This is a genomic window from Roseomonas sp. TAS13 (assembly GCF_001950415.1).
GTDB classification, from domain to species: Bacteria; Pseudomonadota; Alphaproteobacteria; order Acetobacterales; family Acetobacteraceae; genus Roseomonas; species Roseomonas mucosa.
In genome coordinates this window covers 1-12,905 of the sequence record NZ_BDLP01000100.1, presented here as the reverse complement: position 1 = coordinate 12,905, position 12,905 = coordinate 1, and the positions used below count along the sequence as shown (strand labels likewise).

Genomic DNA, 12,905 nt, shown 5'->3' with positions numbered 1-12,905 from the left:
TCGCCTTACGGTGGAGCTGTGCGTAGATGTGATCAAGAGACAGCCTATCCGCCAGGACCCTGAGGGTCCTGGACCTCCCGTTCGCTGGCGCTCGCTGATGCCGGATCTCGCCGGAGAGCATGGCTCTCCGGCAGGCTGCCGGTGCCACCCACACGGACAGGGTGCCTTTCTTCCTTTCGGCAGCCCCGCGCTGCCACCTGCTCCCAGGGATCAGGGCGAAGACTGACGACAACCACCAGAACCCACGAAAGCCCGGGGTCCGGGGACCGGCTTCGGTCCCCGGCGGAGAGGGGGTCCGGCGGGAGAGGCGGCGCCTCTCCCCCGGAGCGCAACGCCCAACGCGGCCGTCCGGACCTGCGCCGCAGGAGCCGTGTGGCGGGGGCCCGGCTTCCGGCACATGCCACCTTCCCGGTCACGGACCCTCTTCCCCGGGACCCGAAGCGTGCTAGACGCCGCGCTTCGCCCGGCCGGACCCCATGGTTTCCGGCGGGCACCGGAACTCCACTCATCGCCGTGTGAGCCGCCGTGATTTCCGTTCCGCCGGAAACGGGAACCGCTGTAGCCATGCGTCGAGGCACCAAGAGGACAGCAGGGCATGGCAGGCGAGCATCAGGAGCCGCAACGCGAGACTCATGGCGAGCGGCCCCATGATCGCCACGCGGGGGATCGCCAGGCGGGGGATCGCCAGGCGGACCGCCGGGGGCAGAAGGGCGGCCGTCCCGGGGGGCGGCACGGCCACCGCAAGCCCAAGGGCCGGCCGCTGGATGGCTGGCTGATCATCGACAAGCCTTCGGGCATCGGCAGCACCGAGGTGGTGAACCGCGTCAAGCGTGCCTTCAACGCGCAGAAGGCCGGGCATGGCGGGACGCTGGACCCGCTGGCGACCGGGCTGCTGCCGGTGGCCTTCGGCTCGGCCACCAAGACCGTCCCCTATGTGATGGACGGCACCAAGGCCTATCACTTCACGCTGCGCTTCGGCGAGGCGCGCGACACGGACGATGCCGATGGTCAGGTGACCGCGACCAGCGACCTCCGTCCGACGGACGAGGAGATCCGGGCCGCCTTGCCGCAGTTCCGCGGCGAGATCATGCAGGTGCCGCCGGCCTATTCCGCCATCAAGGTGGACGGGCAGCGCGCCTATGACCTGGCGCGCGAGGGCGCGGCCCCGGTGCTGATGCCGCGCCCGGCCCGGGTGGACAAGTTCGAGCTGATCGACCGCCCCGATACCGACACGGCGATCTTCGCGGTGGAGAGCGGCAAGGGCGTCTACATGCGCTCGCTCGCCCGCGACCTCGCCCGCGCGGTGGGCACGGTCGGGCATATCGCGACGCTGCGCCGCCTGCGCGTGGGTCCCTTCCGTGAGTCGCATGCGGTTTCGCTTGACAGCGTGACCGTTACGGGCGATGCCCCGCCCCCTTCCCCGGATCTTCTTCTTCCCGTCATGACCGCGCTGGCCGACATCCCGGCTCTGGCCGTGACCGAAGCGGAGGCCGCCCGCCTTTCCTTCGGCCAGGACATCTCCCTGGTCGAGTTCATGGGTCGGGTTCCCGACGGCGCCAACCTCGAAGGGGGTCTGGTGCGCGTGGTGACGGGGGGGCGCCTGGTGGGGCTGGCAATGCTCAAGGACGGTCTCGTCCGTCCCGAGCGCTGGCTGATCCGGAGCGAACCCGTCCACGACCAGACAGAAGGTTGAACCGATGTCGATCACTGCCGAGCGCCGCACCGCGCTGATTTCCGAATACGCCACGAAGCCCGGTGACACGGGTTCCCCCGAGGTCCAGGTCGCGATCCTGTCGGAGCGCATCTCCAACCTCACGGAGCACCTGAAGACCCACGCCAAGGACTTCCACAGCCGCCGTGGCCTGCTGGTCCTGGTTGGCCAGCGCCGTGGCCTGCTGGACTATGTGAAGCGCAAGGACCAGACTCGCTACGAGACCCTGATCGGCCGTCTCGGCCTGCGCCGCTGAGGAATTCCCGCGGAGGGCCGCTCCGGCGGCCTTCCGCGGGCCTCCTTTCTCCCTGGGCCCCTTCCGAAGCCCGGCCCCTGCTTCCCGCCCTCAGGCTTCCCGCACGGACAGCACGCGCTTCTCCGGCCTGGGTTCGAGCCCGGTGAACGGCGCCGGAACGCCCGGCAGCCAGACCCTGAAGCTGGCCCCCTCCCCCACCGCGCTCTCGATCGCCAGCCGCCCGCGATGGCGGTTGACCACGTGCTTGACGATGGCCAGCCCCAGCCCGGTGCCGCCGACATGGCGCGAGCGGCCCTTGTCCACCCGGTAGAAACGCTCGGTCAGGCGCGGGATGTGCTCGCGCGCGATCCCTGGCCCGTCATCCGCCACCCGCAGGAACACGCCGCCCTCCGCCGCGCCGGTCGCGACGCGCACCTCGCCGCCCTCCCGGCCATAGCGCACGGCGTTCTCGACGAGGTTGCGCAGCACCTGGGCCAGCTGGTCCTGGTCGGCGGGCCGGGCCAGGGCGGGCTCCAGATCCAGCCGCAGCCTCGTCCTGCGCTGCGCCAGGATCGGCGCCAGCGCCTCCGTCTCGGCCCGCGCCAGCACCACCAGATCCACCTGCCCCGCCGGCGGCTGGTGCTCGGAGATCTCGATCCGCGTCAGGCCCAGCAGGTCGTCGATCAGGCGCCGCATGCGCTCCGCCTGTTCCGCCATGATGCCCAGGAAGTGGCGCCGCGCCTCGGCGTCGTCCTCGGCGGGGCCGCGCAGGGTCTCGATGAAGCCGATCAGGCTGGCCAGCGGCGTGCGCAGTTCGTGGCTGGCATTGGCGACGAAATCCGCCCGCATCCGCTCCACCGCCCGGTCCCGCGTCCGGTCGGAGAGCAGGATCAGCAGCCGCCCGCCATCGGAGAGCGGCGGGTCGAGCGGGATCACCTGTGCCACCAGATCCCGGAAGACCGGCGCCGGAAGGGTCAGGTCGCTGGCCTGCGGCGCCCCGTCCAGCAGGGCACGGTCCACCGCCCCGGCCAGCATCGGGTGGCGCAGCAGGGCCCAGAGGTCGCCCGGCATCTGGTCGCCGGCGCTGCTGCCGAACAGCCTCCGGGCGGCGGCATTGGCCCGCAGCGGCTGCCGGTCCGCGCCCAGGACCAGGAGCGGGTCCGGCAACGCCTCCACGATCACCGCATCCGCCGCGCGCAGCCGCCCCACCAGCGCGCCGCTCTCGGCCAGGTCGCGCGTCAGGCGGTCGAGCGCCTCGGCGACCTCCCGCAACAGGCGCATCGGCGGCAGGGAGAGGACCGTGCCGGAGGCGGCGGCGCGCAGCGCCTCGGCCAGCCGGTCGAGCATCCAGAGCGCGGCCCCGGCCAGGATGGCGGAAGCCCCGGCGGTGAGCAGCAGGGACCAGGTGACCGGCGTCCAGCCCGCCGCGCCGGACAGGCCCATCAGCAGCAGGCACAGCGCGGGCACGCCGCCGATCGCGCAAGCCAGGAGGAACTGCCTGATCATCGGTCCGGACCTGCTTTCGCCACTCGTGGCCTGAACGGGTTTCGCCGCGGCCGGGCGGAACGGCACGCGTCCGCTCCGGCCATCCCGCCAGATTGGGGCTTCCACCGCGCATGGCCCAGGTCCGATATTTGAACATCCGGCGAAATCTGTAGCCAGCCCGGCCAGAGCGATTGACCTGCCCGGAAAGGGAACGATGGGCCATCGCCTCCGGGCCCGACCGGCCGTCCCGCGCCGGCGCGATGCTATCCCTGTGCGCGCAGCAGCATGCCGAAGAGGTCGCGCGGCTCGTCCGGATCGGCCAGGAGGTCGAGCTCCTCGAAGAAGCCCGTGCCCGCGATGCGTTCGCGGACGTAGCGCAGGGCGGAGAAGTCCTCGATGGCGAAGCCGACGGAATCGAAGAGCGTGATCTGGTCGGCGCCGCGGCGGCCCTCGGCATGGCCGGCGATCACCCGCCAGAGCTCCGTCACCGGATGGTCGGGGGCGAGCTGCTGGATCTCGCCCTCGATGCGCGTCTGCGGCGAGTACTCCACGAAGATGTCCGAGCGCAGGAGGATGTCGGGATGCAGCTCGGTCTTGCCCGGGCAGTCGCCGCCGACGCCGTTGATATGGATGCCGCGCCCGACGAGGTTGTCGGTCAGGATGGTGGCGTTCTGCTTGTCCGCCGTCACGGTTGTGACGATCTGCGCGCCCTGCACCGCCTCCGCCGCGCTGCCGCAGGCGGTGATGTCGAAGCCGAGGCCGGCGAGGTTGCGGATGCACTTCTCCGTGGCGGCGCGGTCGATGTCGTGGAGGCGGAGCCGGTCGATGCCCAGCATGGTCCGGAAGGCCATGGCCTGGAACTCCGCCTGGGCGCCGTTGCCGATCACCGCCATCACCCGCGCATCCTTCGGCGCCAGGTACTTCGCCGCGAGGGCCGAGGTGGCGGCGGTGCGCAGCGCCGTCAGGATGGTCATCTCCGTCAGCAGCATCGGATAGCCGTTGCCGACATCGGCCAGCACGCCGAAGGCGGTGACGGTCTGCCGCCCCTGCCGCGTGTTCCTGGGATGGCCGTTGACATACTTGAAGCCATAGGTGGTGCCGTCGCTGGTGGGCATCAGCTCGATCACCCCCTCGGCACTGTGCGAGGCGATGCGCGGCGTCTTGTCGAACAGCTCCCAGCGGCGGAAATCCTCCTCGATCGCCGCGGCCAGCCCGGTCAGGAAGCGCTCGATGCCGATAGCCAGCACCAGCTTCATCATGTTGTCCACGCTGACGAAGGGGACGATGTTGAGCCTGCCCTGCATGCTCAGAAGCTCCGCGTGGGGCGGTCGAAGATGCTGCGGCCCAGCAGGCTGGCGGCGAGGTCCACCATCAGCAGCGCGGTGCGGCCGCGTTCGTCGAGGAAGGGGTTCAGCTCCACGAGGTCGAGACTGCGGGCCAGCCCGCTGTCATGGACCATCTCCATGATCAGGTGCGCCTCGCGGAAGGTGGCGCCGCCGGGCACGGTGGTGCCCACGGCGGGCGCGATGGAGGGGTCGAGGAAATCGACATCCAGGCTGACATGCAGGATGCCGCCGGCGGCCTCGGCACGTTCCAGGAAGGCGCGCAGCGGTGCCGCCACGCCGGATTCGTCGAGCGCGCGCATGTCGTGCACGGTGACGCCCGCCTCGCGCAGCGCCGCGCGCTCCGCCGGATCGACGCTGCGCAGGCCGATCATGCAGACGTTGCGCGGATCGACCGGCGCCCGCAGTGGCGGCATGTGCGCCGCGAAGCCCGGGCGCCCCGTGGCATAGGCCATGCCGACGCCGTGCAGGTTGCCGCTGACCGTGCTGTCCAGCGTGTGGAAATCCGGATGCGCGTCGAGCCACAGGACGAAGAGCGGGCGCCCTTCCAGGGCGGCACGGCGGCTCATGCCGGCGATGGTGCCGGCGGACAGGCTGTGGTCCCCGCCCAGGAAGACCGCGAAGCCCTCGCCGCCCGCCGCGAAGGCCGCCTCGTCCAGCGCCGCCGTCCAGGCCGCGATCTCCGGCAGGTGGCGGATCGCCGGGTTGGGATGCGGCTCCACTGCGAAGGCGGGCGGCACGAGGTTGCCGTTGTCGCGCACGGCATAGCCCAGCTCCGCCAGGGCCGCGGCGATGCCGGCGACGCGGAAGGCGCTGGGACCCATCTCGCAGCCCGGGCGGCTGGCGCCCTCATCGACCGCCGCGCCGGTCAGAACGCAAATCCTGCTCGAATCCGTCACGCCCGCCCCACTCATCTGGATCATGGACTGTACCACCCCTGCCTAGGCGATCGCGCCGGCGGACCGAACCCCGCAGCCTGTCGGAATGCGCGGATCGCCCGTGCGGAATGACAGGGCTCTCCGGGCAGATTGCCATCCGCGCCGCGCGATGGGATGGGCCTGCGGTGAAGAATCCATGACAGGCGCCGGACCAGCCGGGGGGTCTTCAGCCGAAGCTGGGGGCCGTTCGTGCAGGGCCTCGACAGCGGCGGGGCGGCCGTGCGCTACCCCGGCGGCGTGCGGCAGGACGCCCCGCCCGGCGACATGGCTGCCGAAGGGGCCGGACACAGGCGGCGCCATTCACATCAGGCGGGCTGAGGCAGCCTTTCGATCAGCTTGTCGAGGGTGATGGGATAGTCGCGCACGCGGATGCCGGTGGCGTTGTGAATGGCATTAGCCACCGCCGCGCCGACGCCGCAGAGGCCGAGCTCGCCCACGCCCTTGGCCTTCATGGGCGAGGACATCGGGTCGGCCTCGTCCAGGAAGACCACCTCCTGGTGCGGAATGTCGGCATGGACAGGCACCTCATAGGTGGCGAGGTCGTGGTTGACGAAGAAGCCGCGCCTCCTGTCCACCTCCAGCGCCTCCATCAGCGCCGCGCCCACACCCATGGTCATGGCGCCGATCACCTGGGAGCGGGCGGATTTCGGGTTGAGGATACGGCCCGCCGCGCAGACCGCGAGCATCCGGCGGATGCGCGTCTCGCCCGTCACGGCATCGACGCCGACCTCGACGAAATGCCCGGCGAAGGTCGATTGCTGGTAGCGCTTGCCGAGATCGCCGTACTCGATCGCATCTTCGGCCACCAGTTCGCCATCCCGCGCCGCGTCGGACAGCGGCACGCTGCGGTTGCCCGCGCGCACCGCGCCATCGGCGAAGACAGCCTCCGCGGTGTTGAAGCCCGCTTTGCGCGCCACTTCCTCCCGCAGCTTGACGCAGGCGGCGTAGACACCCGCCGTGGCGTTGTTGGCGCCCCACTGCCCGCCCGAGCCGGCCGAGACCGGAAAGCTGGAATCGCCCAGGCGGACCGTCACCTCGCCGACCGGAACCCCCATCATCTCGGCTGCGGTCTGCGCCATGATGGTGTAGCTGCCCGTGCCGATATCGGTCATGTCGCTCTCGACCGTCACCCGGCCCTGGCGGTCCAGCCGCACGCGGGCGCCGGACTTGGTCAGCAGGTTGTTGCGGAACCCGGCCGCCACGCCCATCCCGAGCAGCCATCGTCCCTCACGCCGCTGCCCGGGCCGGGGGTCGCGCCGGTTCCAGCCGAAGCGTTCCGCCCCCAGCCGCAGGCATTCGACCAACTGCCGTTGCGAGAAGGGCCGGTGGGGATCGGCCGGATCGACCTGGGTATCGTTGCGGATCCGGAACTCGATGGGATCGAGGCCGAGCTTCTCCGCCATCTCGTCCATGGCGATCTCCAGCGCCATCAGCCCGGGCGCCTCCCCGGGCGCGCGCATGGCATTGCCTTCCGGCAGGTCGAGCCGCGCCAGCCGCAGCCCGGTCAGCCGGTTGGCGCCGGCATAGAGCAGTTCCGTCTGCTGGACCGCCTCCTCCGGCTTGCCGTCCGGCAGGTTGCCCGACCAGCTTTCATGGCCGATGGCGGTGATCTTCCCGTCTCGCGCCGCGCCAATGCGGATGCGCTGGATGGTCGCCGGCCGGTGGGTGGTGTTGTTGGCAACCAGCGGCCGTTGCAGCGCCACCTTCACCGGCCGCTTCGCCTCCCGCGCGCCCAGCACGGCCAGCAGCGTGTCGGCGCGCAGGAAGAGCTTGCCGCCGAAGCCACCGCCGATGAAGGGCGAGCGCAGCCGCACCTTCTCCTTCGGGATGTCGAGGGTCTTGGCCAGGTCGCCGGCGGTCCAGGCGATCATCTGGTTCGACAGCCAGACATCCACGTGGTCCCCATCCCAGGCGGCGATGGTGGCGTGCGGCTCCATCATCGCGTGCGACTGGTCCGGCGTGCTGTAGGTCTCGTCGAGCCGGACGGGCGCCTCGGCAAAGGCGCTTGCGAAATCCCCCACCGCCTTGTCGGGGGAATCCTCCGAGGGGCCGATCCCGGCCGCCTTGGCGGCGGCGAGGTCGAAATGCCCCTCCGACACCTCGTAGTCCACCCGCACCAGGGCCGCCGCGGCCCGTGCCTGCTCGAAGCTTTCCGCCACGACCAGGGCGATGGCCTGGTGGTAGTGCTCGACCTCCGGCCCGCCCAGCAGGCGGGCGGTGTTCATGGCGCCCTTGCCGAGCCGCCCCGCATTCCCATGCGTGACGATGGCCAGCACGCCCGGCGCGGCCCGCGCTGCCGACAGGTCCATGGCGCGTATGCGGCCGGCGGCGATGGCGCTGCCCACGACATAGCCATAGGCCGGGTCCGGCACCACGTCGTGGTGCTCATAGGCATAGGGCGCACGGCCGGTGGTCTTCAGCGGGCCGTCGATGCGGTCCAGCGGCTGGCCGACGACCTTGAGCTGGTCGATCGGGTTGGTGGTGGCCGGGGTGTCGAAGCGCATCGTTCAGGCCCTCGCTTCCGCCAGCACCGCGGCGAGCGTGCGCTCCGCCAGCGGCAGCTTGAAGGCATTGTCATGGGTGGTCCTGGCCCCGGCGAGCAGCGCCTCGGAGGCCCGCTTCGCGCCGTGCGGCAGTTCGGCCTCCGCCGCCTCGACGCGCCAGGGCCTGTGCGCCACGCCGCCGAGCGCGACGCGCCCGCTGCCGTCACGCTGCACGATGGCCGCCACCGAGACCAGCGCGAAGGCATAGGAGGCGCGGTCGCGCACCTTGCGATAGACCTGCACCCCGCCCGCCGGCGGCGGCAGGACCACGGCGGTGATCAGCTCGCCCGGCTCCAGCACCGTCTCGACCTGCGGCGTGTCGCCGGGCAGGCGGTGGAAATCGGCGATGGGGATCTGCCGGGCGGAGCCGTCGGGGCGCGCCGTCTCCACCACGGCATCGAGCACGCGCATGGCCACCGCCATGTCGCTCGGATGCGTGGCGATGCAGGCATCACTGACGCCCAGCACGGCGTTGTGGCGGCTGAAGCCGCCGATGGCGGAGCAGCCGCTGCCGGGGTGGCGTTTGTTGCAGGGCTGGTCGGTGTCGTAGAAATAGGGGCAGCGCGTGCGCTGGAGCAGGTTGCCCGCCGTGGTGGCCTTGTTGCGCAACTGCCCCGAGGCCCCGGAGACCAGCGCCCGGGTCAGCACGGCATAGTCGCGCCGCACCCGCGCATCCGCCGCCAGGTCGGTGTTGCGCACAAGCGCCCCGATGCGCAGGCCCCCTTCCGGCGTCGGCTCGATCCGGTCCAGGCCGAGGCGGTTCACGTCGATCAGATGGGCCGGGGTCTCGATCTGCAGCTTCATCAGGTCGAGCAGGTTGGTGCCGCCGGCGATGAACTTCGCCCCGGGATGGCCGGCCGCCGCGGCGGCCGCGGCGGCGGGGGTCGCCGCCCGCTCATAGGTGAAAGGCTTCACGTGCGCTCTCCCGCCACCTCGGTGATGGCCTCGACGATGTTGGAATAGGCGCCGCAGCGGCAGATATTGCCGCTCATCCGCTCACGGATCTCCTCGTCGCCCAGCTTCGGCGGCGCGCCGAGGTCGCCGGTCACATGGCTGGGGATGCCCGCCTTGATCTCCTCCAGCACCGCGACCGAGGAGCAGATCTGCCCCGGGGTGCAGTAGCCGCACTGGTAGCCATCATGCCTGACGAAGGCCGACTGCATCGGGTGCAGCCTTTCCGGCGATCCCAGCCCCTCGATCGTGGTGATGCTGTCGCCCTCATGCATCACGGCCAGCGTCAGGCAGGCATTGATCCGCCGCCCCTCCACCAGCACCGTGCAGGCGCCGCACTGGCCGTGGTCGCATCCCTTCTTGCTGCCCGTCAGGTGCAGGTGCTCGCGCAACGCATCCAGCAGTGTCGTCCGCGTGTCGAGTTCGACCTGCCGGGCCTCGCCATTGACGGTGAAAGAGACGCTGGCCATGGCAGGGTTCTCCGGATGCCGGGGGAAGGCGGCGGATGGAACGGGCTGGGACGGCGCCGCATGTCCGGCCGCCATGCCTGCGGCCGAGACGGCGGCCGTGCCGATCAGCAGGCCGCGCCGCGGCAAACGCGGGTCATGAAGAGGTGGCATCGTCCTTACCTCCATGCGGGAACGGGGCAGGTGACGCCGGATCGGCCGCCGGCAAGGTCATGGCCGGGCAAACATCCGTGACCAGGGCCACCGCATGGCAAGGCGTGCCGGCATGCCCCCGATGGCATGCCCCGCCTGGCCACACCGAGGCAGAACGCCGCCGGGCGTGCAAGGCTGCGGCCCGGATGCGATTTCGATGGAAAGGTTGCTATTCCCCGTCGGCGATCCGCAGCAGGTAGCGGCCGTAGGTGCTCTTCTCCAGCCGGTGCCCCAGGGCGCGGAGCTGCCCGGCATCGATCCAGCCGAGGTTGAAGGCGACCTCCTCCGGGCAGGCGATCTTGAAGCCCTGGCGCTTCTCCAGAGCGCGCATGAACTCCGCCGCCTCCAGCAGCGTGTCCGGCGTGCCCGTGTCCAGCCAGGCGAAGCCGCGCCCCATCAGCTCCACCTCCAGCCGCCCGCGTTCCAGATAGGCGCGGTTGACGTCGGTGATCTCCAGCTCCCCGCGCGGCGAGGGCTTCAGCCCGCGCGCGATCTCCACCACGTCGCCGTCATAGACATAGAGCCCGGTGACCGCCCAGTTGGAGCGGGGCTTCGCGGGCTTCTCCTCGATGGAAAGGGCGCGGTTGCGGGCGTCGAACTCCACCACGCCGTAGCGCTCCGGGTCGCTGACGCGATAGGCGAAGACATTGGCCCCGGCGAGGCGGGCGCTGGCCTGCTGCAGCATCGCGGGCAGCCCGTCGCCATAGAAGATGTTGTCGCCCAGGATCAGCATGGAGGGCCCGCCCGCCACGAAGTCCGCGCCGATGAGATAGGCCTGGGCCAGCCCGTCCGGCTTCGGCTGCTCGGCATAGGTGAGGCGGATGCCCCATTCCGAGCCGTCGCCCAGCAGCTCCCGGAAACGCGGCAGGTCGGCGGGGGTGGAGATCAGCAGGATGTCGCGCACCCCGGCCAGCATCAGCGTGGTCAGGGGGTAGTAGATCATCGGCTTGTCATAGACGGGCAGGAGCTGCTTCGACGTGACATGCGTCATCGGATGCAGCCGCGTGCCGCTGCCGCCCGCCAGGATGATGCCCTTCATGCCCGTGATCCCCGTTCCCGTTCTTTCGCGATCCTGCGGGCCATCCTGTGGCAGAATCACGGCCTGCCTTCAGCCCCGCGCCAGTCCCAGCCGCTCGCCGCGATAGGCGCCGGAGCGCACGGCCTCCCACCAGCCGCGGTTGTCGAGATACCAGCGCACCGTGCGGCGCAGCCCGCTCCCGAAGCTCTCCGCCGGCCGCCAGCCCAGTTCGCGCGCGATCTTCCCGGCATCGATGGCATAGCGCAGGTCATGGCCCGGCCGGTCGGCGACGAAGGTGATCAGGCTCTCGCGCGGCGCATCGAGCTTCGGCGCCATCTCGTCCAGCAGGGCGCAGATGGCGCGCACCACGTCGATGTTCCGCCGCTCGTTGTGCCCGCCGATGTTGTAGCCCGCGCCCACCGCCGCCTGCTCCGCCACCAGGATCAGCGCCGCGGCATGGTCCTCGACATAGAGCCAGTCCCGCACGTTCTCGCCACGCCCATAGACCGGCAGGGGCCGGCCCTCCAGCGCGTTGAGGATGGTGAGCGGGATCAGCTTCTCCGGGAAGTGGTAGGGGCCGTAGTTGTTGGAGCAGTTGGTCACCACCACCGGCAGGCCGTAGGTGTGGTGCCAAGCCCGCACGAAATGGTCCGAGGCCGCCTTGGAGGCCGAATAGGGCGAGCGCGGGTCATAGGGCGTGTCCTCGCGGAACAGCCCCTCCGCACCCAGCGAGCCGAAGACCTCGTCGGTCGAGACATGGTGGAAGCGAAAGCCGTCCCGCTCCGCGCCCCGCAGCCCGCGCCAGTGCTCCAGCGCCGCCTGCAGCAGGGTGAAGGTGCCGACCACGTTGGTCTGCACGAACTCCCCCGGCCCGTCGATGGAACGGTCCACATGGCTCTCGGCGGCCAGGTGCATCACCACGTCGGGGCGGAATTCCGCCATGGCCGCGCGCATCGCCGCGGCATCGGCGATATCGGCGCGCAAAAAGCCGAAGCGTGGGTCGCCGGCCACCGGCGCCAGCGAGGCGAGGTTGCCCGCATAGGTCAGCTTGTCCACCACCAGAACGCGGTGCGGCGTCTCGCGAATCAGCCGCCGCGCCACCGCCGAGCCGATGAAGCCCGCACCGCCCGTGACAAGGAATTTCTTGGCCAAGGGGCCCCTGTCCTTCCACAACCCGTGCGGCGCCACGTCGCCCGGCATGGCCAGAGAGGCGAGGCCCGTCCCACATGCCGAAACGCGTCTCAGGTCGCTAGCAGAACCGTCCTGCCGCGTCTATCGGGCGCCGCCTCACGGCCCGAAGGCGGATTCCCATAAGGTCGGGACCCCGAGATCCTTGCGTCAGCAGCTGCCTCGGCGGCCGGCGCATTATCCGCGGCCGCCGGCCAGCCGCGCCGCCAGCGGGCTGCGGCCCAGGCGAAGCATAGCGAGGCAGCCCAGCAGCGGCCCCACCGCCAGCAGGGCGAAGGCCCCGCCCCAGCCGCTCCAGGCGACGAGCGAGGGCATGAGGTGGATCGTCACCAGCGTCAGCGCGAAGCCCAGGCAGTTCTGCACCGTCAGCATGGTGCCGGTCAGCCCCGGCTCGGAAAGCTCCGCCACGCTGGCCGAGAACTGCGCGGAATCCGCCACAACCGCGACGCCCCAGACCAGGCAGAGGGCGATCGGCAACAACGGGTGCAGCCCGAAGGCGGGACCGGCCAGCAGGCAGCAGATGCCCGAGACCGCCATGGCCGTCACCGTGGTCCGCACCCGGCCCCAGCGGTCCGCCAGCAGCCCGGCACCGATGGAGCCGAGCGCCCCCACCGCGATCACCGTGAAGGTCGCCAACGAGGCCTCGCCCGCCTCCACCCGCTCAACACCGCGCCAGGTGGCGAAGCTGGCGCTGAGATAGAGGCCGACCCAGGCCCACATGGCATAGAGCTCCCACATATGGCCGAGATAGCCGAGCGTCGCGAGCCGCGTGCCCCGGTTGCGCCAGAGCTGCAGCGCCGCGCCGGGACGGAAGGGCGGCGCGGGCGCGTGGCG

The 12,905-nt window shown here is 71.0% G+C and carries 10 protein-coding genes and 1 pseudogene; 2 read left to right on the top strand and 9 right to left on the bottom strand.

The window, feature by feature from the left end:
* Positions 1-595: 595 nt before the first annotated feature.
* Both truB and rpsO read left to right on the top strand, forming a co-directional pair.
* Positions 596-1,693, top strand: coding sequence for a tRNA pseudouridine(55) synthase TruB (gene truB / locus ROTAS13_RS10240; RefSeq protein WP_075822266.1), 1,098 nt, complete (start codon positions 596-598; stop codon positions 1,691-1,693).
* 4 nt (positions 1,694-1,697) lie between these two features.
* Positions 1,698-1,967 carry a 30S ribosomal protein S15 gene (rpsO, locus tag ROTAS13_RS10235; RefSeq protein WP_019462476.1) on the top strand — a complete coding sequence of 90 codons (270 nt, stop codon included), beginning with the start codon at positions 1,698-1,700 and terminating at the stop codon, positions 1,965-1,967.
* 90 nt (positions 1,968-2,057) lie between these two features.
* On the opposite strand, the gene ROTAS13_RS10230 is transcribed toward rpsO, so the two are convergent.
* The 9 genes and pseudogenes from ROTAS13_RS10230 to ROTAS13_RS10190 all read right to left on the bottom strand — a co-directional run.
* Positions 2,058-3,452, bottom strand: a complete 1,395-nt coding sequence (locus tag ROTAS13_RS10230; RefSeq protein ID WP_075822265.1) for an ATP-binding protein — start codon at positions 3,450-3,452, stop codon at positions 2,058-2,060.
* A gap of 242 nt (positions 3,453-3,694) precedes the next feature.
* Entirely contained in the window at positions 3,695-4,735 is a 1,041-nt protein-coding gene (locus ROTAS13_RS10225) for an ornithine cyclodeaminase (protein ID WP_019462478.1), read from the bottom strand.
* 2 nt (positions 4,736-4,737) lie between these two features.
* Positions 4,738-5,697 (bottom strand): arginase, encoded by a 960-nt coding sequence (rocF, locus tag ROTAS13_RS10220; protein WP_019462479.1) that lies wholly within the window; start codon positions 5,695-5,697, stop codon positions 4,738-4,740.
* Positions 5,698-6,017: 320 nt separating this feature from the next.
* Positions 6,018-8,216 carry an aldehyde oxidoreductase molybdenum-binding subunit PaoC gene (gene paoC, locus ROTAS13_RS10215; protein ID WP_075822264.1) on the bottom strand — a complete coding sequence of 733 codons (2,199 nt, stop codon included), beginning with the start codon at positions 8,214-8,216 and terminating at the stop codon, positions 6,018-6,020.
* A 3-nt stretch (positions 8,217-8,219) separates the two neighbouring features.
* The gene (locus ROTAS13_RS10210) at positions 8,220-9,170 is read right to left on the bottom strand and encodes a xanthine dehydrogenase family protein subunit M (protein WP_075822263.1); all 951 of its coding nucleotides are present in this window, start codon (positions 9,168-9,170) and stop codon (positions 8,220-8,222) included.
* Complete coding sequence (paoA, locus tag ROTAS13_RS10205; RefSeq protein WP_027297218.1) at positions 9,167-9,826, bottom strand: aldehyde dehydrogenase iron-sulfur subunit PaoA; 660 nt, start codon at positions 9,824-9,826, stop codon at positions 9,167-9,169. Before paoA ends, ROTAS13_RS10210 begins: the two co-directional genes overlap by 4 nt.
* 208 nt (positions 9,827-10,034) lie before the next feature.
* Positions 10,035-10,904 carry a glucose-1-phosphate thymidylyltransferase RfbA gene (gene rfbA / locus ROTAS13_RS10200; protein WP_019462483.1) on the bottom strand — a complete coding sequence of 290 codons (870 nt, stop codon included), beginning with the start codon at positions 10,902-10,904 and terminating at the stop codon, positions 10,035-10,037.
* Positions 10,905-10,973: 69 nt separating this feature from the next.
* A complete protein-coding gene (gene rfbB, locus ROTAS13_RS10195) occupies positions 10,974-12,035 on the bottom strand; it encodes a dTDP-glucose 4,6-dehydratase (protein WP_075822262.1) in 1,062 nt (353 codons plus the stop codon).
* A 213-nt stretch (positions 12,036-12,248) separates the two neighbouring features.
* Positions 12,249-12,905: pseudogene (locus ROTAS13_RS10190) on the bottom strand (MFS transporter); the annotation flags it as partial.

Bases quoted from the DNA above. Each gene is read 5' to 3' on its own strand.
- truB (WP_075822266.1), top strand. From the start codon at position 596: ATGGCAGGCGAGCATCAGGAGCCGCAACGCGAGACTCATGGCGAGCGG.
- rpsO (WP_019462476.1), top strand. From the start codon at position 1,698: ATGTCGATCACTGCCGAGCGCCGCACCGCGCTGATTTCCGAATACGCC.
- ROTAS13_RS10230 (WP_075822265.1), bottom strand. From the start codon at position 3,452: ATGATCAGGCAGTTCCTCCTGGCTTGCGCGATCGGCGGCGTGCCCGCG.
- ROTAS13_RS10225 (WP_019462478.1), bottom strand. From the start codon at position 4,735: ATGCAGGGCAGGCTCAACATCGTCCCCTTCGTCAGCGTGGACAACATG.
- rocF (WP_019462479.1), bottom strand. From the start codon at position 5,697: ATGATCCAGATGAGTGGGGCGGGCGTGACGGATTCGAGCAGGATTTGC.
- paoC (WP_075822264.1), bottom strand. From the start codon at position 8,216: ATGCGCTTCGACACCCCGGCCACCACCAACCCGATCGACCAGCTCAAG.
- paoA (WP_027297218.1), bottom strand. From the start codon at position 9,826: ATGCCACCTCTTCATGACCCGCGTTTGCCGCGGCGCGGCCTGCTGATC.
- rfbA (WP_019462483.1), bottom strand. From the start codon at position 10,904: ATGAAGGGCATCATCCTGGCGGGCGGCAGCGGCACGCGGCTGCATCCG.